This is a genomic window from Terriglobia bacterium (assembly GCA_020073205.1).
Lineage (GTDB): Bacteria > Acidobacteriota > Polarisedimenticolia > Polarisedimenticolales > JAIQFR01 > JAIQFR01.
In genome coordinates, this window is the sequence record JAIQFR010000074.1 from 1 (window position 1) to 22,823 (window position 22,823).

Here is a 22,823-nt window from a genome sequence, read left to right on the forward strand (position 1 = left end):
CGTCGCTCGACGCGGTGGCGTCGTACGACCGTTTCGGCCTGGCGGGCTCGGTCAATCCGAGCGTCGCGTCGAATCCCGGTTTCTCGGTCATGGTGCCGTCGAGTCTCGACGGAGGCTGGGGACGGTCGTATCGCTTGCTCGGGGACGGGTCCTTCGACGACGCCCGAGTCGGCGTGGTCCTCACGCTTCCGATCGGGAATCGCGCGGCGCTGGCGGCCGCGCGGAGCGCGAAGAGCGCGGAGGCGCAGGCGGCCGCGGATCTGACGCGCGCGCGCAAGCAGGTACGTGCCGAGGTCCTCGACGCGGGAGCCGCGCTTCGGACCGCCTCTCAGAGGTTCGAGGCGGCACGCGCGGAGCGCGAATCCGCCGAGGTCCAGCTCGGCGCCGAGCGGGACCGGTTCGCCGTCGGCCTCTCGACGAATTTCCTGGTGCTGACGCGCCAGAACGATCTGGCGCGGGCCCGGCTCGACGAGATCTCAGCGCGAACCGACTATCGGACCGCCCGCACGGAGATGGCGCGATCGACGGGATCGCTGCTCGAGGATCGCGGCATCAAGGTGGAAGGGGTCGTGCGGGCCGCGGGCCCTCGCTGAGTCGAGGGCGCGGCGCGCCATCCGGCATCGGAGTCCGGGGAGGGTCAAGCTCATGGCAAAGAGGATGATCGTCATGCTGGTCGCGATGGTCGCCTTCGTGACCGCGATCGGCTTCGTCAAGTACACGCAGGTCCGGGCCGCCATCGCCGGTGCCGCCGCGTTCCGGCCTCCTCCGGAGGCGGTGACGACGATCGTCGCGCGGGAGGAGCGATGGGAGGAGACCCTGAGCGCCATCGGCACCGCGGCGGCCGTCCACGGCGTCACGGTGAGCGCCGACCTTCCCGGCATCGTCTCCCGGATCGCGTTCGACTCGGGCCGGCACGTCGAGCAGGGCGACGTGGTCGTCGAGCTGGACACGAGGCAGGAGCAGGCACAGCTCCTGGACGCCCAGGCGCAGCGCGACCTCGCCCGTTTGAGCCTCGACCGCGTCCGCGGGCTGCGCGAGCGCGGGGTCACGTCCCAGGCGGAGCTGGACGACGCGGAGGCGAAATTCAAGTCCGCCGACGCCCGCGTGGGGGAGATCCGCGCCTCGATCGAGCGGAAGACGGTCCGGGCGCCGTTCTCGGGGGTCCTCGGCATCCGCCAGGTGAATCTCGGCCAGTACCTGAAGAGCGGCGACCCGATCGTGCCGCTCCAGGCGCTGCGGCCGATCTACGTGAACTTCTCCGTGCCGCAGCAGGAGCTCCAGCACCTGCGCGTCGGGACCGAGGTGACCGTTCGTCCCGGCGAGCCCGCCGGCGCAAAGATGTCGGGGAGGATCACGGCGATCGACTCCGTCATCGACGAGGGAACGCGCAACGTGCGGATCCAGGCCACGTTCGGGAATCCCGACGAGCGGCTTCGCCCCGGCATGTTCGTCGAGACGCGAATCCTCGTGGGCGTCGGCCGGCCGGTGGTCGCGGTGCCGGCGTCCTCCGTCAGCTACGCGCCCTATGGCGACTCGGTCTTCGTCGTCGAGGACGTTCATGCTCCGGACGGCAAGACGTACCGGGGCGTCCGGCAGCAGTTCGTCAAGCTGGCCGGCTCGCGCGGCGACCAGGTCGCGGTCGTCTCCGGCGTCCGGCCCGGCGAGGAGATCGTGACCTCGGGCGTGTTCAAGCTCCGTAACGGCGCGGCGGTGCAGGTGAACAACGCCATTCAGCCCTCCAACGAGGCGGCGCCCCATCCCGAGGAGAGCTGATGAAGATCACCGACCTCTTCGTCAGGCGGCCGGTTCTCGCGGCGGTCGTCAGCCTCGTCATCCTGATCGCCGGGCTGCAGTCGATCCGGTCGCTGACCGTGCGGCAGTACCCGCGGAGCGACATCGCGGTGATCCACGTCACGACGGTCTACGTCGGGGCGAACGCCGACCTCGTGCGCGGCTTCATCACGTCTCCGCTCGAGCGGGTGATCGCCAGCGCCGACGGGATCGATTACATGGAGTCCTCGAGCAGCCAGGGGGTCAGCTCGATCACGGTCCACCTGAAGCTCAACTACGACACCGACTCGGCGCTGACGCAGATCCAGGCCAAGGTGGCGCGGGTCCGCAACGACCTGCCTCCGGAGTCCCAGGCGCCGGTCATCGAGATCGAGACCGCGGACACCCAGTTCGCCGCAATGTACCTCGGATTCTCGTCGAAGGACCTGGACCAGAACCAGATTACCGACTACCTGACCCGGGTCGTTCAGCCGAAGCTCAGCGCCATCGGCGGCGTCCAGCGCGCCGACATTCTCGGCGACCGGACCTTCGCCATGCGGATATGGCTCGATCCCGACAAGATGGCGGCCCGGGGCATCGCGCCGTCGCAGGTCAGGGACGCGCTCGCACGGAACAACTACCTCTCGGCGCTGGGGAAGACCAAGGGGTCGATGGTCTCCGTGAACCTCGTCGCGAACACCGACCTCCAGACCGCCGAGGAGTTCCGGCAGCTGGTCGTGAAGAACGACGGCAACCGGGTCGTCCGGCTCAGCGAGATCGCCGACGTGGTGCTGGGGGCCGAGGACTACGACCAGGACGTCAGGTTCAACGGCCAGTCCGCCACGTTCATGGGAATCTGGGTGCTCCCGACCGCGAACACCCTCGACGTCATCCGGCGGGTCCGCGAGGCCATGCCCGAGATCGTGGCCCAGCTCCCGGCGGGCATGAAGGCGGGAATCCCGTACGACTCGACGCTGTACATCGGCCACGCCATCGACGAGGTCCTGAGGACCTTGACCGAGACCCTCCTGATCGTCATCGTCGTGATCTTCCTCTTCCTGGGGTCGTTCCGGTCGGTGGTCATCCCGGTGGTGGCGATCCCGATCTCGCTGATCGGCGCCGTCTTCCTGATGTTCATCGCGGGGTTCACCATCAACCTGCTCACGCTCCTCGCCATCGTGCTGTCGGTCGGCCTGGTGGTGGACGACGCCATCGTGATGGTGGAGAACGTCGAGCGACACCTCCACGCCGGCGAGTCGCCGTACCGCGCCGCCATCCACGGGGCGAGGGAGCTGGTCGGCCCGATCATCGCCATGACGATCACGCTCGCCGCGGTGTACACCCCGATCGGCATCCAGGGGGGCCTGACGGGGGCGTTGTTCAAGGAGTTCGCGTTCACCCTGGCCGGCGCGGTCCTGGTCTCGGGCGTCGTGGCGCTGACGCTGTCGCCGATGATGGGATCGAAGATGCTGCGCGCCGGCGACAGCGAGCGCGGCTTCGCCGGGATGATCAACCGCCACTTCGACGCCCTCCGCCGCCTGTACCTCCGCATGCTCGAGGGCACGCTCAAGTACCGCCCGGTGGTGCTGGCCTTCTGGATCCTCTTCGCGCTGCTCGCGGTGCCGTTCTACCTCTTCTCCCAGAACGAGCTGGCCCCCGCCGAGGACCAGGGCGTCGTGTTCGGCATCGTCCAGGCCGCGCCGAACTCGACGCTCGACCAGACGCGGCTGTACGTCTCCAGGATCGACGACGTCTTCCAGTCGTTCCCGGAGACCGCCAATACGTTCCAGATCACCGGTCCCACCGGCGGCTTCGGCGGCATGGTGACGAAGCCCTGGAGCGAACGGACCCGCACGGCCGCCGAGCTGCAGGTGCAGGCCGCGGCGGCGCTCTCCAAGCTGCCGGGGGTGCGGGTGATCCCGCTCACGCCGCCGCCCCTTCCGGGGGGGGGCAACTTCCCCGTGGACTTCGTGATCGCCTCGACGGCCGAGCCGCGCCAGCTCGACGAGTTCGCGAAGGTCCTGGTCGGCAAGGCCTTCGCCAGCGGCCTGTTCATCTTCGCGGACTCCGACCTGAAGTTCGATCAGCCCCAGGCGGAGGTCGTGTTCGACCGCGACAAGGTGCGCTCCGAGGGGGTCGACTTGAGCCAGGCCGGCGCCGACCTCGCGACGATGCTCGGCGGGAACTACGTGAATCGCTTCAGCATCCAGGGACGCAGCTACAAGGTCATCCCTCAGATCAAGCGGGCGGAGCGGCTGACGCCGGCGCAGCTCGCGGACATCCACGTGACCGGGCCTGGAGGCAAGCTGGTTCCGCTCTCGACGTTCGCCGCGCTCGTCCACTCGACCCAGCCCCGCGAGCTGAAGCGCTTCCAGCAGCTGAACGCCGTGAGGATCCAGGGGGTCGTCCCACCGGGCGTGGCGCTCGACAAGGCGCTGCGCTACCTCGAGGGGGAGGCGGCGAAGGTGCTCCCGCCGGGATTCACGGTGGACTACGCCGGCGAGTCGCGGCAGCTTCGTACCGAGGGGAGCAAGTTCCTAGGAACGTTCCTGCTCTCGGCGATCCTGATCTACCTGGTGCTGGCGGCGCAGTTCGAGAGCTTCCGGGATCCGTTCATCATCCTGGCCGGTTCGGTGCCGCTCGCGCTCTCGGGGTCGCTGATGTTCTCCTTCCTCGGCCTGACGACGCTGAACATCTACAGCCAGGTCGGCCTCATCACCCTGGTCGGCCTCATCGCGAAGAACGGCATCCTGATCGTCGAGTTCGCCAACCACCTCCAGGAGGAGGGGAAGGACAAGCTCCACGCCGTGGTCGGGGCCGCCGGCACCCGGCTGCGGCCGATCCTCATGACGACCGCGGCCACGGTCGCGGGACACACCCCACTGATCCTGGCCACGGGTCCCGGGGCCGGCGCGCGGAACAGCATCGGCATCATGCTGGTCAGCGGGATGATCATCGGCACGGGGTTCACGCTGTTCGTCGTCCCCTCGATCTACATGCTGGTGGCGCGGACGCACGCCGCGGAGGTCGACGAGGAGGCGATCGGTCTCGCCAAGCCCGATCACGGCCTGACCACTGCGTCCGCGTGAAAAGGGGGAGGCGGCGCCTCTCGCTACCCGGAGCCCGCGTGGACGAGGGCCGCGAGCGGCGCGAGCCCCAGGGCGTCGGTCTCGTCGAACCAGGCCGGCCGGGTGCTGTCCACGTCGAGGACGCCGGCGGGGCTTCCGTCGGCGCGGCGGACCGGCACGACGATCTCCGACCTCGATCGGCTGTCGCAGGCGATGTGGCCGGGGAAGGCGTGCACGTCCGGGACCAGAACCGGCTCTCCCCTCAGGATCCCCGCCCAGCAGACGCCGCGGGGCTTCTCGAGGACGATGCAGGCCAGGAGGCCCTGATAGGGACCGACGACGAGCTCGTCCCCTTCGAGCAAGTAGAAGCCGGTCCAGGAAAAGCCCTGCATCTTGTGGTGGAGCAGGGCGGCGACGGTGCTCATACGCGCGATCGGGCGCGGCACGTCCCTCAACAGCTCCTGCGCCTGCGCGAGGATCCTCCGGTACCGCTCCGCCTTGGCCGCGCCTTCGGCCATGTTACCTCCGCTCCCGGGCGGCGAGAGCGCCCTTAGCCGCTTCATGATCGCACGGCACGTGCCTCGGCGCTGCCGCCCTCGGCCGGGCCGGGGGCTCCAAAGGGCACGGTCGCGCCGCGACGCGTAAAGTGTCCCAATTTGATCCCTAATCAACCCCGTCTCGCGTTAAGGTCGTTCACCAGGAGGGGAACGTGCAAATGACAACAGGATCACTCTCGAGTCGTGCAGCGAGCATGGCGATCGCGGCCGCTCTCGCGGCACTGGCCCCCTTGGCCGCGCGAGCACAGACCGCGTGCCGCACGCCCGCGTGCAGTCAGACCACGCCGCCCCCGGCGTGCCAGAACCGCGCGACGCCCTACACCACCACGGTCCTTCTGACCTCGCTGAGGACCTACAGCCCCCCGGAGCCCAAGATCGAGCCGGGGGATTGCATCGACTGGACGGTGACCGGCATCCTGACCCACAGCTCCACGGCGGACCCGTGCCCCACCGCGATCGCGTGCGGCTCGCCGTCGCCTCCGTCCTGCCTGTGGGACAGCGGCAACGTCGCGCCCACCGACACGCCGCCGTCGGTCGTCTGCGCCTACGATCCCACGGCCTATCCTCCGGACACGAACGACGGTTACTACTGCAGGTTCCACGACAGTCCCGCGCATCTCGGGACGATGCACGGGATCCTGCACGTCACCTCCCCGATCAAGCTCACCGCGGACAAGGACACGGGCTCCGGGAGCGTCGTTCTCACCTGGACCGGCGGGGGCATCACGGGCGACGTCACCTACATGGTGGTCCGGAGCGAGCTGGGCGACCCGACTTTCCCCGACGCGAGCGCCAGCTTGAACGACCCGGACGCAGGCGCGACCGGGACCGTGTTCACCGATCCGGGCGAGCTCGGAAACCCCTCGACCCGGTACTACCTGGTGCGGAACCGGCAGTCGACCGAGTGAAGGCGGGCGTCGCCCGGCCCCGGCGAACGGGTCGCGGCGGCCACGACGGGGTCACCGGACCGCGTCGATGAGCGGCATCTCGCGGCTCGACGCGCCCTTCGGCTATCCTGGGTCGCAGGGGGTTGTCCCATGGCCCGCCTGCGGCCCGAGCGACGCCGGGGAAGCGAGGAGGTGCGGGAGCGCATCCTCGCGGATCTCCACTCGGGCCGTCTGAATCCGGGCGACCGGGTTCCGTCGGTGCGCCGGATGGCCGAGCGCGTCGGCGCCGACAGGAAGACCGTCCACCGCGCCTACCTCGCCCTGCAGCGCGAAGGGCTCGTGGAGACGCGCCCGGGTAGCGGGACGTTCCTTCTCGAAGGCCGGAGCGTGATGCAGCGTCCGGTTCGAGCGGCGGAGCTGCTGTCCGCGGTGAACCGAACGCGGGCGGAGGCCGCCGGCCTCGGGCTCGACCCGGCCGTCTTCGCGCGGTTCCTGAGGCTCTCCCTGGGGAAGGGACTTCGCGGCGTCACGCTCGCCGTCGCCGAGTGCAACCTCGAGCAGGTGGCGCTCTTCTCCCTCGAGCTTCAAGGACTGCTCGGAGTCCGGTGCCGCCACGCGCTCCTTCCCGACGCGATCTCGGAGGGGACGAATTCGCTCGCCGGCTGCAGCGGGATCGTGACGACAGACTTCCACCGGTCGGACGTGGCGGGGATCGGGGCGCGGCTCTCGCTCCCGGTCTACCGGGTCGCGCTGGACCCCGCGTTTCCCCGCCTGCTGGTGGAGGAGGCGCGGAAAGGGCCGGTGGTGATGGTGGTCCTCGACCGCAGCTTCGCGTCGGGGTTCTTCCGCTTCCTCGCCGGGGCCTCCGTCCCGGAGGAGGTCGTCAGGCACTTCCAGGTGGTCGAGCCGCAGGAAGCGCGGGCCGCCTTCCGAAAGGCCGGGGGGCGTGCCGCGGTCTACGTCTCTCCGACCGTCGAGCGCGCGATGGGCGGGCGAGTCCTCGAGCGGCTCCCCAGGCTGAGCGTGACCCGCCACGTGTCGGCGGCGTCGGTCGAGCGGCTCAGGGTCCAGCTCGCGCTGGACCTCGCGATGCTCGGACGGGACGCCCGGGCTTGACGCGGCGCCCGAAAACGGCGAAACATAGGCACCGCTGCCGGCGCGGCGAATGGAGCGGCCGGCACCGAGCGGGAGCGACGATGACTCAGGCGGCCCTGGACGTCCTCAAGATCGACGAGGCGGAGGCGGCGAGCCTCCTCGCCGGCGACCACACCGACCCTCACCGCGTGCTCGGGATCCACCCCGCGAGCGCCGACGGGGTCGAGGGGGTCGTCGTCCGCGCGATGCACGCGGACGCGCTGGGCTGCGAGTGCCTGCGCGAGGGGGAGCCGAGCGTCGTCATGTCCCGCGTGGCGGAGCGCGGCCTCTTCGCCGCCTTCCTCCCGGGCGCGCGGCTCCCGCTCCGTTACCGAGTGCGCTTCTGGTTCGCGGACGGCAGGACGTGGGAGCGGACCGATCCGTACGGGTTCCTGCCGACCCTCGGCGAGGTGGACCGGCACCTCTTCAACGAGGGGACCCATCGCCGCCTGTGGGAGTGCCTGGGGGCGCACCCGCGCTCGATCGACGGGGTCGACGGGGTCGCGTTCGCGGTGTGGGCGCCCAGCGCCCGCCGCGTCAGCGTGGTCGGGGAGTTCTGCCGCTGGGACGGGAGGCACTTCCCGATGCGCATGCTCGGCAGCTCGGGGGTCTTCGAGCTGTTCGTTCCGGGGGTCCCGACCGGCGCGCTCTACAAGTTCGAGATCAAGACGCGCGAGGGCATGATCCGCCCCAAGGCCGACCCGTTTGCGTTCTCGATGGAGGCGCCGCCGGGGACCGCGTCGCGCGTGGACGCCTCCTCGTACGCGTGGGGGGACCGGGAGTGGATGGAGGCGAGGCGGAGCCGGGATCCGCTTCGCGAGCCGCTGGCGTTCTACGAGGTCCACCTCGGATCGTGGGCCCGGGTGCCGGAGGAGGGGAGCCGCTGCCTGACCTACCGCGAGATCGCGCCGCGCCTCGTGGAGCACGTCAAGCGCCTGGGGTTCACCCACCTCGAGCTGATGCCGGTGGCGGAGCACCCGTTCACCGGTTCCTGGGGGTACCAGGTCTCGGCGTACTTCGCGCCGACGGCGCGGTACGGGTCTCCGGACGACTTCAGGTTCCTCGTGGACCACTGCCACCGGAACGGGATCGGGGTGGTGATCGACTGGGTCCCGGCGCATTTCCCGAAGGACGACTTCGCGCTGCGGCGATTCGACGGAACCGCGCTCTTCGAGCACGACGATCCGAGGCTCGGCGAGCATCCGGACTGGGGCACGCTGATCTTCAACTACGGGAGGAACGAGGTCCGGAACTTCCTCATCGCGAACGCGCTGTACTGGCTGGACGAGCTGCATGTGGACGGCCTCCGCGTGGACGCCGTCGCCTCGATGCTCTACCTCGACTACAGCCGGAACGAGGGAGAGTGGCTGCCGAACCGGTACGGGGGGCGCGAGAACCTCGAGGCGATCGAGTTCGTCAAGGCGATGAACGAGATCGTCCGGGCCGAGCAGCCCGGGTGCATCACGATGGCCGAGGAGTCCACCGCTTGGGGCGGCGTGAGCCGACCGGTGCGGGACGGCGGGCTCGGCTTCACGTTCAAGTGGAACATGGGCTGGATGCACGACACGCTGGAGTACTTCTCGAAGGATCCAGTCTTCCGCCGATTCCACCAGAACGACCTGACGTTCGCCATGCTCTACGAGTACTCCGAGCGGTTCGTGAACCCTCTGTCCCACGACGAGGTGGTCCACGGGAAAAGATCGCTGCTCGACAAGATGCCGGGGGACGTCTGGCAGAAGTTCGCGAACCTGAGGCTCCTCCTCGCCTATCAGTACACTCGGCCGGGGAAGAAGCTCCTCTTCATGGGGACCGAGCTGGCGCCCTGGAACGAGTGGAACCACGACGCGAGCCTCGACTGGCACCTGGCGAACGACCCGATGCGGGCGGCGTTCCGCCGGTTCCTGGAGGACCTGGGGCGCCTCTACCTCGGGACGCCCTGTCTCTGGCGGTCGGACCCCGACCCGTGGGGATTCTCCTGGATCGACTGCAACGACCACGCGAGCTCGGTGATCTCGTACCTGCGCCGCGACGGCGACGGTCACCTGGTGGTGATCCTGAACCTCACGCCGGTGCCCCGCGACGGCTACCGGGTCGGGACGCCTCGGGCCGGCCGCTACGCCAAGGGGCTCTCGACGGACGATCCCGCGTACGGCGGGAGCGGATACGGGGGGCTCGAATCCGTCCTGACCGAGCCGATCCCGTTCCACGGCCAGCCCCAGTCGGTCAAGCTCGACCTGCCGCCACTGGCGGCGATGGTGCTCGTGCCGGCGCCGTGACGGTTGCGCCGGCCGTCATTGCCAGCGGAAGAGGCGAAGGGCCAGGACGAAGGCGACGACACCCCAGGCGACCATCACGAGGGCCTCGGACCACCGGGACGCCAGGGACGCGCCGTCGTTCACGACGGCGCGAAGCGCGTCGTTGAGGGCGGTGAGCGGAAGGGCGCGGATCGCGGGGTGCAGCACCGCCGGGAAACGCTCGTAGGAGAAGAACGTCCCCGAGAGCAGCCACATCGGGAGCATCACCAGGTTCATCCATCCCGAGACCGCCTCGATCGACCTCGGGCGGGCCGCGACGAGGAGCCCGATCCCCGCGAACGTGGCGGCCCCGAGGATCGCCACGAGAGCGAGGTCGACGAGGGATCCCCGGACGCGCACGCCGAAGACCAGCCATCCGAATCCCACCACCGCGGCGACCTCGAGCGAGAGGAAGATGAGCCGCGAGAGCGCGAACGAGAGGAGGTAGTGGGATCGGCGCATGGGGGTCGCCGCGAACCGCTTCAGGAGCTTCCGCGTGCGCGCCGCGACCACCGTGAAGCCGATGCCCCACATGCCGCTTCCCATCAAGTTGAGCCCGACGAGACCGGGGATCAGATAGTCCACGTACCTCGATCCGGGCTCGGTCACCCGTCGCTCGCCGGTCTCGAGCGGGTCGCTCCGGCCCGCGGCACGCTGGAGCGCCTCGTCCGCGGCATCCCGCGCCGCCAGGCTTTCGGGGCGCGTCGCATCGAAACGGTAAATCACCGCGGGCCGACCGTCCCGAGCCGTACCACCGTCTTCCACGATCACGTCCACCCGGCCGTGCCGGAGCGCCTCCTCGGCCTCCCTCGGGGCGAGCAGGAACGCGGTCACCCCGGGCGCCCGGCGCAGCTGGTCCGCCAACCGCTCCGCCTCCGACGTTCCCGCCGCGACCGCCACGTGCGCAAGGTCCACCGGCCGGTTGCGGAAGGCGACGCCCAGCGCGCACGCGAGGAGCACCGGGAACACGAAGACCCAGAACAGAGCCTCCTTCTCGCGGAGGAATTCCAGGATCCGCGCCCGGGTCAGCTCGACCAGCGGGTGGGGCCGCTCACTCATTGCTCAGCTCCAGCCCCGTCAGGTGGACGAAGACGTCCTCCAGCGTGGCCTGGTGGGTCATCAGGCTGTCGAGTCGGATGCCGCGCCCGCCCAGCTCGGCGAGCAGCGCGGGGAGCGCCGTTCCGATCTCCTCGACCGCCAGCATGAAACCGCCGTCCTTCCGGTCCACCGAGCGCACCCCGGGAAGCCGCGCGAGCACGGCGCCGTCGGGCTCGCCCAGCGTCCGGAACTCGACGATCTGATCTCCGCCCAGCGACGCGATCAGCTTGGCCGGAGTGTCGAGGGCGATGATGCGCCCGTGGTGCATGATGGCCACTCGATCGCACAGCCTCGCCGCCTCCTCCATGTAGTGCGTGGTCAGGAGGACGGTCCCGCCCACCGCCCGGAACTTCTCGACGATCTCCCACACCTTGAGTCGCGCCTGGGGATCGAGGCCGGTCGTGGGCTCGTCGAGGAAGAGCAGCTCCGGCTCGCTCACGAGGGCGCAGGCCAGCGCGAGGCGCTGCTTCTGCCCCCCGGAGAGTTTGCCGACGCGGGACCTCCTCTTCTCCTCGAGGCCGACCCCTGCGATCGCCTGGTCCACGGGGTGCCCGCGGCGATAGAAGCTGCGGAAAAGTCTGAGCGTCTCCTCGACCGTCAGCTTCTCGGACAGCTGCGTCTCCTGGAGCTGGATGCCGAGCCGCTCCCGGAGCTGGAGATCGCCGCCCAATCCCCATCGGGTCCCGAGGACCTCCACGGCTCCCTCGTCGGCGGGGGTCAGCCCTTCGAGGATCTCGACCGTTGTGGTCTTCCCGGCGCCGTTCGGGCCGAGGAGGCCGAAGCACTCGCCGAAGCTCACCTCGAGGTCGAGGTGCGCCACCGCCACGACGTCGTCGTAACGCTTGACGAGCCCCGTGCAGCGCAGCGCCGCGGGGCGACTCCCTCCGGGATCTTCTCGAACGGTCGACATCCTCGCTCCGGCGCGGCCGCGCTCTCAGGCGCCGGTGCGGGCGTCGCCGTGCCGTTTCAAGACGTTCAGGGCGGAGCCCGCGCGGAACCATCCGATCTGCTCGTCGTTGAGGGTGTGACCCAGGAAGATCCGGTCCGCCGAGTCGTCGGCGTGGTGCAGGACCGCCGTGAGCGGCTTTCCCGGCGCGAGGTTCTTGAGCCCCAGGACGCTGATCCGGTCGGTCTCCTGGACGAGGTCGTAGTCCGCCGGGTCCAGGAACGTGAGGGGAAGGATCCCCTGCTTCTTGAGGTTCGACTCGTGGATCCTGGCGAACGACCGCACGATCACCGCCGCGGCGCCGAGGTGGCGCGGCGACATCGCCGCGTGCTCGCGGCTCGACCCCTCCCCGTAGTTCTCGTCGCCGACGACGACCCACCGCAGGCCGCGGGCCTTGAGCGACCGCGCGACCACGGGGACGTCAAGGCCGGGCTCGCCGGCCAGCGGGTCGCGGGTCTTTCCGGCGACGCCCGAGAACGCGTTCACCGCCCCGGTGAACATGTTGTCGGAGATGTTGTCGAGGTGCCCGCGGAAGCGGAGCCACGGCCCGGCGGGAGAGATGTGGTCGGTGGTGCACTTCCCCTTGGCCTTGATCAGGAGCGGCAGCTCCTCGAAGTCCTTCCCGTCCCACGGCGCGAACGGCGACAGGAGCTGGAGGCGCTTGCTGTCCCGGGCGACGCGAACGTCGGCGCGGCTCGCGTCGTCGTCCGGCGCGAGGTACCCTTTCCGGTCTCGGACGAAGCCCCGGGCCGGAAGATCCGGCGCGGCGGCGGGGGTCTTCAGCACGAACGTCTTCCCGTCGGGGGAGGCGAGCGGATCCGTCAACGGGTTCCACGACAACCGCCCGGCGAGGGCATAGGCGGCGACGATCTCGGGGCTCGCGATGAAGGCCAGCGTGTCCGGGTTCCCGTCGTTGCGGCGAGGGAAGTTCCGGTTGAACGAGGTGACGATCGTGTTCTTCACCCCCGGCTTCAGCTCGTCGCGCTGCCACTGACCGATGCAGGGCCCGCACGCGTTGGCGAGGACCTGTCCGCCGACCGACTCCATCTCGGCCAGCTGGCCGTCCCGGACGATGGTCGCCCGGATCTGCTCGGAGCCGGGCGTGACCAGGAAGGGCACCGCCGCCCGGACCCCGTGGGCCTTCGCCTGGCGTACCACGTCGGCGACGCGGGAGATGTCCTCGTAGGAGGAGTTGGTGCAGGAGCCGATGAGCGTGACCGAGATCGCGTCGGGGTAGCCTTCCTTCTCGACCGCTTCGGCCATCTTCGAGACCGGCCGGGCGAGGTCGGGGGTGTGCGGTCCCACCAGGTGCGGCTCGAGGGCGGTCAGATCGATCTCGACCACCCGCGAGAAGAACCGCCCGGGGTCCCTTTCGACCTCCGGATCCGGGGCGAGGAGCCCGCGGTGGGCGGAGGCCAGGTCCGCGAGCGCCGCGCGCCCGGTCCCTCGCAGGTACCGGTCCATCATGTCGTCGAACGGGAAGATCGAGGTCGTCGCGCCCAGCTCGGCGCCCATGTTGGTGATCGTCGCCTTGCCGGTGCAGGAGATCGACGCGGTCCCGGGGCCGAAGTACTCGATCACCGCGTTGGTGCCGCCCTTCACGGTCAGAATTCCGCACAGGAGCAGGATCACGTCCTTCGGCGAAGTCCAGCCGGTCAGCCGGCCGGTGAGCCGGACGCCGATGATCTTCGGGTACTTCACCTCCCACGGGAAGCCGGCCATGACGTCCACGGCGTCGGCACCGCCGACGCCCGAGGCGAACATCCCGAGCCCGCCGGCGTTGGGCGTGTGCGAGTCGGTGCCGATCATCATCCCGCCGGGGAACGCGTAGTTCTCGAGGACGACCTGGTGGATGATCCCGGCGCCGGGCTCCCAGAAGCCGATGCCGTACTTGTTCGACGCGGTCCTCAGGAACTCGTAGACTTCCCGGTTCTCGTCGAGGGCGCGGGCGGTGTCCGGCTCCGCGCCGTCCCTGGCCCGGATCAGGTGATCGCAGTGGACGGTGGTCGGCACGGCGACCCGCGGGATGCCGGCCTGGCCGAACTGGAGGATCGCCATCTGCGCGGTGGCGTCTTGCATCGCGACCCGGTCGGGCCGGAGCTGGAGGTAGCTCTCGCCGGGCTTGAGGTCGGCCTTCGCCGGGTCCGCGAGGTGTCCGAGGAGCACCTTCTCCGCGAGGGTGAGCGGCCGGCCGAGCCGGGCCCGGATGGCCGTGAGGTTGGCCTCGACCTTGCGGTACGCGGCCTCGACGAACTCCGGCGTGCTCTCGATGATGGCCATCGCGCTGCCTCCTTAACTCCTGATCCGTTTCGACGGTACCGTGCCCCCTGCCGGATCAGGCCAGTCTAGCCGAAGGGGAGGAGAGGAGCAAAGCTCTGGCGCCAAGGCGACCCGCGCCTACTCGACCTCGAACCGAAGCGGTCCGAACGCGTCGAGACGGTGGAAGTCGGGGCGGGGACCGGGTACAGGGTGGGCGGCGAGATGGCGGCGCGACGGACCCGCGCCGTGGATCGCGTACGCGTTGTCGCGGTCGAGGCCGTCGGGAAGCAAGGCGCGAGGGATCGCGGCGACGCCTCGCCAGCGCCGGCCCTCGATGCGCGCGTGATAGCGGAGGGGGAGGCCGCGCCGCACGACGTTCCGGGCGCCGCGAAGCTTCAGCACGAGGTGATGGCCGTGAGGGCCCATCTCGACCTCGAGATAGGCGTCGCTCCGACCCAAGAGGAAGATCTCGACGACCTCGTGCTTCCAGAGGCCGTCGGTGGAACCCGGTGGGCCGGGAGGTGGCGGGTCGCCGTGGTAAGGGGCGTCCACGCTCACCGTGATCCCGGCAGGTCCCGCGATGAGCTCGACGCGGGCGATCTCGTCGGGCGCGATCGGTACGCCGTCCCAGGTCTTGTCGATGAGGAGGAACAAAATGCATGGCTCCGGGATCGCGGTTGCCGTTGCGTTCGACGGGCCGCGGCCCCGGGACGATGATGCCAGAACACGGGTCCGAGAGTGGCAGGGGGGCGTGATCAGAAATAACGAAGCGTCCGCCAGCTAGGACCCGCGAAAGTGCTGGCGGACGCTTCAGGGACCGAGCACCCTTGGGGGGGCAAGGGCGCTAGGTGCTTGCTCATTCCTAGAACGGATTCGGGCTGTCGCCGATTGCACCGAGCCGAATCACGTCGGACCTCACAACCGAATTCACGCGGCTTCCGAAGACGATCGACGCGACTGCGGTTTCCCCCGGCTCGAGGGTCACTGATGCATCGGCAGTCGCCACGTCACCGTTAACGACAGCCTCCACCTCGACGTCAAAGGTCGCCGGCAGGGCGGTTGGATTCGAAACGACGACCTGCACAACATCGCCGATGACCTGGCAACCGTATGAGCGCGAGATTGAGGCCGCTGGGGCTGCGGCGGCAAGCGTCGTCGCGGCCGCTACGAGGGTTACCATGGCGACGAGAGCAAAGGAGGATCGGCGGCGCCCCTTGTTCATATGTTGCTCCTTATTGCTCATCTATTCATGTCTTGCTGGATCGTCTTCATGCTCACAGATGAATGTAGTAATCTCAAAGTGAGATTCAATAGTGAAATCGGTAACGCCGTTGTCGTAAGGTCGGGAGATGCCGACAAGCGCAGGGAATGGGTCGGGGTTGGATTACGAAGGTGGAACTACGAAGCCGGCTATTCCAGAAACACTAGCAAATTCGGCTCATCGTAAGGTAGTCAGTGAAGGCAACTATGATATGTATTTTCAGTGTAATCGATATTCTTTTATCTTACGATAAATAGTTGCCCTGGAGATTCCCAGGGACTTCGCGGCCCGATCCCGGCTCCCCCTCGCTGCCTCGAGCGCTTTACGAATCTCTTCGCGTTCCGTTTGCTCGAGCGAGTACAGCGGTGCGGTGTCCTTACCCGGCAGGAGCGTCGACCGGAGTCCGGAATCCGACTCCAATACGTCCTTGGTGAGCGTACGGTCCCCGGCAAGGAGCGACAGCCGCTGCAGCACGTTCTCGAGTTGCCGCACGTTTCCAGGCCACGCGTAACGTTCCAAGATCTCCAAGACCTCGCCGCCCAAGCGGGCAGGCTTGCGTCCCCGCTCGCGACCGATGCGCTCGAGGAAATGCTCCGCGAGCAGCGCGACGTCGCCAGGGCGCTCGCGGAGGGGCGGCAGTTGGACCACGAGCACCTGGAGGCGGTACATCAGGTCCTCGCGGAATCGGCCGGCGGCGACCTCGGTGGAAAGATCGCGGTGCGTCGCTGCCAGCACCCTGACGTCCACATGAATAGGGCGGCTAGCTCCGACGCGCCGGACCTCGCCCTCCTCCAGCACGCGTAGCAGCCGCGCCTGCATTCCTGCCGACATGTCGCCGATCTCGTCCAGGAACAGCGTCCCGCCGTTCGCTTGCTCGAACAGCCCCGTCCTGTCCCGGTCGGCTCCCGTGAACGCGCCGCGCACGTGCCCGAACAACTCGCTCTCGAGGAGCGTTTCGGGGATTGCCGCGCAGTTCTCGGAGAGGAAAATCCTCCGCTTGCGTGGCCCATGGAAGTGGATCGCGCGGGCGACCAACTCCTTTCCGGTCCCGCTCTCCCCTTGGATCAGGACCGCCAGCTCGCTCGCGGCGATCTTCTCGATCAGATCGAACACCTTCTGCATCGGCGCCGCGCGTCCCACGATGTTGTCGAAGCGGGCCCGGACTCCCGCCAGCTCTTGGAGCCGGCGGTTCTCTCGCTCGAGCTCGGCCCTTGCCCGCGCGTTCTCGAGGGCCAGCGCCGCGTGGTCCGCAAACGCCTCCAGGAACCGCAGATCTTCCTTCGTAAACAGCCTTCCCTCCCGTCGGCTGTCCACATAGACCGTTCCGATTAGCTTTCCGCGCGACCGCAAGGGCACGCACATCAGCGACCGGATCCGGTATAGGCTGATGCTCTTGAATCCCTGGAACCGCTCGTCGTGCCCCGCGTCGAGCGCAAGTACCGGCTTTCCCTCGCCGGCCTGCGCGACGACGCTCCGGCTGAACGCCTCCGCGTCGTCGGCGGTCTCCTGCTCGAGATTGCGCGCGAGCCGGATGGAAAAGGCATCACTTCCGGAGTCCCGCAGGAGAATCATCCCGCGCTCACCTTGTACGACACCGAGCGCCATCTCCAGCGCGGATTCGAGGAGCGCCTCGGGATCCGTCTCGGAGTTCAGAGCCCGAACCATGTCGTAGAGGGCGAGCAAACGGCGGTCGGCGGCTTCTCGGGAATCCGAGTCCGCCGCGCGAAGCCCGCGAAAGACCGAACGAGCCAGGAAGTCGCGCCGAACGGAGACGTCGTCGATCCTTAAGGCGGCGTCCTCGAGAAGACGTCTTCCCTGGCTCAAGGCGTGGGCAGCCTCATCGGGCCGACCCAATCGCAACAACGCGTCGGAAAGTAACGCTGAGATCCGAGCGCCTAGCGCAGGGAGGTCGGCGTCCTGTGTGACGGTCAGAGCCTCCGTGGCATTGCGAGCCGCGCTTCCGCTGTCGCCGCGTGACAGCGCCCACACTGACTTTGCGAGACCGACACGCGCCAGGTACTCGGGCTCGAGGCCGGTCGCTAGCTCTTGAAGAACGGTGTCGAGTTCCGCGGCGATCGGCTCGAGCGGCTCGGTGGGGCCGAGCAGAGCCAGGCGCTCCAACTCGAAAGTCAGACTCACCATCCTGGATCGAGGCCGTCCCCGCAGACGGCAATTTCCCAACGCTGTTTCGATGAGTTCCTGAGCTTCGGGGCTGTTGGCTTTGGCGGACTCGAGAATAACGGCGGCGAGAATCAGCCGGGTGTAATCAAGAGTCTCCGAATCAACCAGTCCGGGTGGATGTCGAAGAATCGGTCGAAGTAGCGATTCGGCTTCAGCATGACGACCACTCTGGAGCAATGCCTCGGCCATGCCATTCGTAGCGACGACGTGTTCCTGGACATTGCCTAGATGACGCGCATGATCGTCGGCCTCGCGTAACGCCTGGATGCTCCGATCCAGCCTGCCGTCGTCCATCTCGATCGCGGCGATCCTGCTGAGAATCCAAACCAGCAGCCCTGGCCGCCCGCACTTGAGGACAATTCCCTTCGACTGCTCCAGCATTGACCGAGCCCCGACACGGTCACCTTCCAAGTGCCTGAGCCGAGCCAGGCCGATTAGACTCTTGACACTGTTCTCGTCACGCCCTAGCTGCTGATACAGCGCGACCGCTTCCCGAAAGTGGGTGTCTGCGTCCGGAACTTGCAGGCTAGCCTCGCAGGTGGCGAGACCATGTAGGGCCTCTGCTTCGGCCTCAGAGTCTTGCGCGGAGCGCACCGTCGCAAGAGCCTGCTGAAAGTAGGGGAGCGCTTCCCGGTCCCGCCCCGTTCGCACCAACACGATTCCAAGCACCCGCTGCGCCCGCGCCTCGGTGAGCTGCGCGCCTTCGCCTCGCGCCAATTCCAGGGACCGCTCCGCGGCCGCCCGCGCCCGTGAGAATTCGCCGCACACCGATAGCGCGTAAGCCAGTCGTGCAGTGATGTCCGCCTTGTCAGAACGCCTGCTCGCCAGTGCCAGAGCGCCACGGTAGACCTTGGCGGCCGCTTTGGAGAGATCGGCGTTCATGAGGGCATCCGCTTGCTGCAAGCGCAGTCCACATCGTCGCGGATCCCGCCTCACAAGGTGCCTAACCGCGTACGCGTACCGATCGGCCGCCTCGGCCGAATCCCCCTCCGCGCGCGCCTTCTCCGCGGCCCTCTCCGCCGCCTCGACCGTCCGCTCCCGCTCCCCCGCGCCACTCCACAGCCGGGCGAGGCGCCACGGATCGGCGGCGTCGCCATCAATCTCCAGCAGCAGCTCCGCTCCACGGCGGCGCATCTCCCGCCGGCGGTCCGCCTCGATCCCCGAGGCCACCTGCTCCGCCACCGACCGTGAATCCGCCGACCAGCGGCCGTCTTTCGCGCGCGCCAGCCCCGCGGCGGCGACCTCAGCGGCCGCCTCGAGCGATACCTCGGGGTCGAGCCCCGCGAGCCTACCGACCATCACCGCATCGACTCCCTCGCCAAGTACGGACAGCGCCTCGAGCCAGGCACGTCCTGGCGCGCTCAGCAGCTCGAGGCGTCCCGCCGAAGACCGGTCCAGGGCCAGGACCTTTCGCGTGCGGCCGCCGCGCTCCCAATCCCCCTCGACCAGCAGCGACTCCACCGCGAGCGGATTCCCCTCCGACGCCTCGACGAGCCACTTGACCCGGGCATCGGAGATTGCCTCGCTCCCGGTCGCTCGCTCGGCGAACTCGCGCACCGACGACGCGTCCAAGGGCTCCAGGTCCTCGCGGCGCAGTGTCGGCACGATGCCCGTGTCCGACAGCAATCGCTTGAGCCCGGGGTGCCGTAATTCGGCCGGCCGCACCGCAGCCACCACGCGGAGCGGGGCCGCGCGCCCCTCTCGGGCTGCCCGCTCCAGGAACTCAGCGGTTCGGCCGGATGCCGTTTCCACTTCGTCCACGAGCACGAGCACGCGGCCGTTCGCCGCCCTCTCCCGCAGCCGGCCGAGCACGGCCCCGATACCCTCTTCCTCGCCCGCTTCGGACGGCAGTCCTTGCGGCGGGGAGACGACCTCCCACCCCCGCGCCACCCCGTCGCTCGCCAGCCAGCGCAGAATCCGGGTCTTTCCGCTCCCCGCCCCGCCGCAAAGCCACACGAGGCGGGGCCCGTCGGATTTCTCGAGGTGCTCCCAGAGGGCGTCGAGCTCCTTCTGGCGCCCGGCGGGTGATCCCGACCCGAGTCGCGCCGCGCGGCTGACCGGCGTCGCGTACGTGTAGCTCACCCCGCACGTGGCATTCAGGCGTGCGAGAGCTTCCGCCGCCTCCGCAGGTCGCTCGGCAGGGTCCGGGGCGAGCAGGCCGTCGATCCACGATTGGAGCCCGGGCGGGAATCCCGCGGGAGGCTTCGGGCGGGGGCGGCGCCCCTCTCGCACCGCATCGACGAATCCGGCCAGGTCGCCCGGTTTGAAAGTGAACGGCGGCGCGCCGTGAACCGCTTCGAAGAGGACAGCCCCGAGCGCGTAGAGGTCCGTCCGGCGGTCCGCCGGCTGCCCGTCGAACAACTCCGGCGCGAGGTAGGGGAGCGTCCCCGCCGGACCCGCGCCGGACCCGCCTTCGACGCCGCCGCGGAGAGCTAGCCCGAAGTCCAGCACGACGAGGCGGCACCCGAGGCGGGGCTTTGCCCGGACCAGCAAGTTCCCGGGCTTGAGGTCCCGGTGAATCAGGCCGAAGTCGTGGAGGAATGCCAGCGCACGAAGGGCCTCGGCCGCGAGATCCAAGAGGATACCGGGGCCCTCGCGCCGCACCGCGGCGACCAGGCCTTCTCCCTCAACGTACTCCAGCGTGAAACGGGGGAGGCCGGTGATCGGGTCGAGGTCGAGGTCGTGGACCTCGACCAGGTTGGGGTGCCGGAGCGCGGCGAGCAGGGCGAACTCGCGGCGAAGATCCTGTTCGTGCCCGCGGCTGGCCTCGGCCAGCTCTTTGAGCGCTATGAGCGAGCCGCCTCGCAGCCGGTCCTCGACCAGCGCGACCCGTCCCGCGCCGCCCTCGCCCAGGACGCGAAGGCGCTCGTAGCGGTCGGACGCACCGCCCACCGAGCTCATGGCGGAAATATACGCCTGCCCTTGTGTAGTTTGAACGAAAAAGTCTCAGGGTGAGACGAGCCGAGAGTTGCCACCGACCCGCCGGTGCCGACAAGCGAGACAGAATGGAAACGCCGACACCGCTCGCGAACGCCAAGTCCCTCGTTTCCTGCTAACGGGTTTCCGAAGCTGTCCGCCCGGGCGCATCCACGCCCTTGGGTGGCTCCTCCTTCGACGGCTCCGGCGCGTCGTAGCCGCCGCGGAAGACCTCGCTCTTCGGGAGCACCTTCAGGTGGAACTTCCCGGCCAGCGTCTTGCGGTCCTCGTCGGTCAGCGCGCCGAACACGCTGATGGAGAGGTTTTCCGTCTTGAGGTACCGCTTGGCGACCCGCTCCACGTCCGCCGGCGTGACCTTCTGCACGGCGTCCAGGAGCTGGCGGTCGTAATCGTACGGCCGGTCGTCGATCTCCTGACGCATGAGCCGGGCCACACTGTAGAAGTCGTTGGTGAACTCGAAGACGAACCGGTTGCGCCAGGCATCGATCTGCTCCTGAACCTCCGCCTGCGAGACCTCGCCGCCCGCCATCTTCCGGAATTCCTCGTAGACGCTCTCGATCGATCGCGCCACGGAGGCCTTCTTGGTCTCGTACGAGGCCCCCACCTCTCCCGGCACCCCGGGGCGGGCGTCGTGCAAGAGGTAGGAGTAGATCCCGTAGGTGAGCCCTTCGTCGGAGCGGAGGCGCTCCATCAGCCTGGAGCGAAAGCCGCTGCCGCCGAGGATGTCGTTGAGGATCTCGAGCGCGGCGTGGTCCTGGAGCGGGGCTTTCCGGTCGACCTTGATCTCGTGCACCACGCTGACGGCGGGAGCCGAGACCTCCTTCTCGACCGCGTAGAGCCCCGGCCGGATCACCGGCTCGCGAACGATGAAGTCGCGCTTCTTGTCCTCCGCCGTCCGCCACGGGGCAAAGGTCCGGGACAGCAGGTCGATCATCTCCTTCCGGTCGAAGTCGCCAACGGCGGTCACGTAGAGATTGTCGCGGCCGAGGTACCTGCGCCAGATCCTCCGGATCTCGTCGGGGGTGACCGCCTCGATCTCCTTTCTCGAGGCCTCGTAGCCGAGCCGGGGGTGGTCGTGGTGGATCACGTAGCTCTGGACCAGGGACGAGCCGTAGTCGGGGTAGTCGTAGCGGCGGCGCATTTCGTCGACGTACTGCCGCTTGATCGTCTCGAGCCGCTTCGCGTCGAGACGGGGGCGCATCAGCACGTCCATCGCGAGCGCGAAGGAATCGGGGAAGTTCCTTCGGAGCGACCAGAACGAGGCGCCGCTCTCGGTGTCGCCGAGCCCCAGGCGGAAGGTCACGCCCAACTGCTCCTTCCGGTCCTGCAGCGCGATGGGGTCCAGCGCCTCGGTGCCCCCCTCGGTGAGGAGCTGCGACGCGATCGCGAACGGAGCGAGCTCGGATATCGGCGTCGTGTTGGAGCCCCCGAGCCAGACGAAGCGCATCTCGATCGAAGGGGCGGAGTGGTCCTCTTTGACGAAGACCGTGACGCCGCAGGGGAGCTTCCTCCGCTCGACGTCCTTGCCGATCTCCGGGATCCTGAGGGTGATCGGCTTCGCGCTCCCTATCATCTCCATGGCCTCGTAGAATCCCTGCGAGTGCTTCGCTCCCCGATCTCCGGGCGCCCCTCCGCGGTGGTGGACGTCCTCCGCCTGCTCGGCGGGAGCGCCCGACGCCCCCGCCGTCTTCCTGACCTCCACGACGCACTTGCGGGACGGCGCCAGGTACTGCTTGGCGGCGGCCTGGACCTCCGCGGCGGTGACGGCGCCGAGGCGCGCCTCGCGCTCGTAGAGGTAGTCGGGAGTCCCCGCGACACCGGTCGCGTGCCCGAGCCGGAACGCCTGTCCGAGGTTCGACTTCAGGCTGCGCACCCGGCTGATCTCCGCCCGGATCTTGGCGCGCTCCAGCTCGTCTCCGGTCACGCCTTGGTCCTGGATCTTCCGGATTTCCCGGTCGATGGCGGATTCCATCTCCGCGAGGGTGTGGCCCGGCTGCACATAGGCGCTCACCGTCAAGTAGCCTCCGAAGCGGCGCGCGTCGTGGTAGCACCCGACGTTCGAGGCGATCCGCTCGTCCTGGACGATGGTCTTGTCGAGGCGGGAGGAGGCCAGCCCTCCCAGGATCCTCGCCAGGATGTCGAGCGCGTACGCGTCCTTGTGGCCTTCGGGCACCGTCAGCCAGCCGAGGCTGAGGCTCGGCTCGGCATCGAACTCCACCACGGCGCGCCGCTCGCCCTTGGGATCCGGCTCCGCGGTGATGTCCGGCGGGGGAACCTCCTGCTTTTGCCACGACCCGAGGTACTTCCGCGCCAGCCTCTCGACGTCGTCCTTCTTGACGTCGCCGGCGAGGACCATGATGCAGTTCGACGGGGAGTAGTAAGTCTTGAAGTAAGCCTCGGCGTCCTCCTCCTTGAGCCGGGCGACGTCGCG

Annotated in this window: 14 protein-coding genes; 6 read left to right on the top strand and 8 right to left on the bottom strand. The window is 68.8% G+C overall.

Annotated elements, in window-relative coordinates; translation table 11 throughout:
* From LAO51_14495 to LAO51_14505, 3 genes are all read left to right on the top strand, one after another.
* On the top strand, positions 1–593 hold a 593-nt coding region (locus LAO51_14495; protein ID MBZ5639953.1), incomplete at its 5' end, for a TolC family protein.
* A gap of 52 nt (positions 594–645) precedes the next feature.
* A complete protein-coding gene (locus LAO51_14500) occupies positions 646–1,773 on the top strand; it encodes an efflux RND transporter periplasmic adaptor subunit (GenBank protein ID MBZ5639954.1) in 1,128 nt (375 codons plus the stop codon).
* A complete protein-coding gene (locus LAO51_14505; protein ID MBZ5639955.1) occupies positions 1,773–4,859 on the top strand; it encodes an efflux RND transporter permease subunit in 3,087 nt (1,028 codons plus the stop codon). The genes LAO51_14500 and LAO51_14505 overlap by 1 nt, the downstream gene beginning before the upstream one ends.
* 23 nt (positions 4,860–4,882) lie before the next feature.
* Here LAO51_14505 and LAO51_14510 read toward each other — a convergent pair whose 3' ends face one another.
* The gene (locus LAO51_14510; GenBank protein ID MBZ5639956.1) at positions 4,883–5,356 is read right to left on the bottom strand and encodes a GAF domain-containing protein; all 474 of its coding nucleotides are present in this window, start codon (positions 5,354–5,356) and stop codon (positions 4,883–4,885) included.
* Between the two features lie 197 nt (positions 5,357–5,553).
* Here LAO51_14510 and LAO51_14515 point away from each other — a divergent pair, with 197 nt between their 5' ends.
* The 3 genes from LAO51_14515 to glgB all read left to right on the top strand — a co-directional run bounded on the left by LAO51_14515 (position 5,554) and on the right by glgB (position 9,692).
* Positions 5,554–6,303 (top strand): hypothetical protein, encoded by a 750-nt coding sequence (locus LAO51_14515; GenBank protein ID MBZ5639957.1) that lies wholly within the window; start codon positions 5,554–5,556, stop codon positions 6,301–6,303.
* Between the two features lie 129 nt (positions 6,304–6,432).
* Positions 6,433–7,398 (top strand): GntR family transcriptional regulator, encoded by a 966-nt coding sequence (locus LAO51_14520; GenBank protein MBZ5639958.1) that lies wholly within the window; start codon positions 6,433–6,435, stop codon positions 7,396–7,398.
* 80 nt (positions 7,399–7,478) lie between these two features.
* Entirely contained in the window at positions 7,479–9,692 is a 2,214-nt protein-coding gene (glgB, locus tag LAO51_14525; protein MBZ5639959.1) for a 1,4-alpha-glucan branching protein GlgB, read from the top strand.
* Between the two features lie 15 nt (positions 9,693–9,707).
* Here the strand turns inward: glgB and LAO51_14530 are convergent, their stop codons facing one another.
* The 7 genes from LAO51_14530 to LAO51_14560 form a co-directional block, all read right to left on the bottom strand.
* Positions 9,708–10,769 (bottom strand): ABC transporter permease, encoded by a 1,062-nt coding sequence (locus tag LAO51_14530; protein MBZ5639960.1) that lies wholly within the window; start codon positions 10,767–10,769, stop codon positions 9,708–9,710.
* Positions 10,762–11,718, bottom strand: coding sequence for an ABC transporter ATP-binding protein (locus LAO51_14535; GenBank protein ID MBZ5639961.1), 957 nt, complete (start codon positions 11,716–11,718; stop codon positions 10,762–10,764). Before LAO51_14535 ends, LAO51_14530 begins: the two co-directional genes overlap by 8 nt.
* Positions 11,719–11,742: 24 nt before the next feature.
* Positions 11,743–14,034 (bottom strand): aconitate hydratase, encoded by a 2,292-nt coding sequence (locus LAO51_14540; GenBank protein MBZ5639962.1) that lies wholly within the window; start codon positions 14,032–14,034, stop codon positions 11,743–11,745.
* A 117-nt stretch (positions 14,035–14,151) separates the two neighbouring features.
* On the bottom strand, positions 14,152–14,685 hold the full coding sequence (locus tag LAO51_14545) for a hypothetical protein (protein MBZ5639963.1): 534 nt from the start codon (positions 14,683–14,685) through the stop codon (positions 14,152–14,154).
* Between the two features lie 190 nt (positions 14,686–14,875).
* Complete coding sequence (locus LAO51_14550; GenBank protein MBZ5639964.1) at positions 14,876–15,235, bottom strand: hypothetical protein; 360 nt, start codon at positions 15,233–15,235, stop codon at positions 14,876–14,878.
* A 258-nt stretch (positions 15,236–15,493) separates the two neighbouring features.
* A complete protein-coding gene (locus LAO51_14555) occupies positions 15,494–20,356 on the bottom strand; it encodes a sigma 54-interacting transcriptional regulator (GenBank protein ID MBZ5639965.1) in 4,863 nt (1,620 codons plus the stop codon).
* Between the two features lie 151 nt (positions 20,357–20,507).
* Positions 20,508–22,823 (bottom strand): insulinase family protein (locus LAO51_14560; protein MBZ5639966.1); only part of this gene is annotated, 2,316 nt, incomplete at its 5' end.

Coding starts and splice junctions, on each gene's coding strand:
- LAO51_14500 (MBZ5639954.1), top strand. CDS start 646: ATGGCAAAGAGGATGATCGTCATGCTGGTCGCGATGGTCGCCTTCGTG.
- LAO51_14515 (MBZ5639957.1), top strand. CDS start 5,554: ATGACAACAGGATCACTCTCGAGTCGTGCAGCGAGCATGGCGATCGCG.
- LAO51_14520 (MBZ5639958.1), top strand. CDS start 6,433: ATGGCCCGCCTGCGGCCCGAGCGACGCCGGGGAAGCGAGGAGGTGCGG.
- LAO51_14555 (MBZ5639965.1), bottom strand. CDS start 20,356: ATGAGCTCGGTGGGCGGTGCGTCCGACCGCTACGAGCGCCTTCGCGTC.
- LAO51_14550 (MBZ5639964.1), bottom strand. CDS start 15,235: ATGAACAAGGGGCGCCGCCGATCCTCCTTTGCTCTCGTCGCCATGGTA.
- LAO51_14530 (MBZ5639960.1), bottom strand. CDS start 10,769: ATGAGTGAGCGGCCCCACCCGCTGGTCGAGCTGACCCGGGCGCGGATC.
- glgB (MBZ5639959.1), top strand. CDS start 7,479: ATGACTCAGGCGGCCCTGGACGTCCTCAAGATCGACGAGGCGGAGGCG.
- LAO51_14535 (MBZ5639961.1), bottom strand. CDS start 11,718: ATGTCGACCGTTCGAGAAGATCCCGGAGGGAGTCGCCCCGCGGCGCTG.
- LAO51_14510 (MBZ5639956.1), bottom strand. CDS start 5,356: ATGGCCGAAGGCGCGGCCAAGGCGGAGCGGTACCGGAGGATCCTCGCG.
- LAO51_14505 (MBZ5639955.1), top strand. CDS start 1,773: ATGAAGATCACCGACCTCTTCGTCAGGCGGCCGGTTCTCGCGGCGGTC.
- LAO51_14540 (MBZ5639962.1), bottom strand. CDS start 14,034: ATGGCCATCATCGAGAGCACGCCGGAGTTCGTCGAGGCCGCGTACCGC.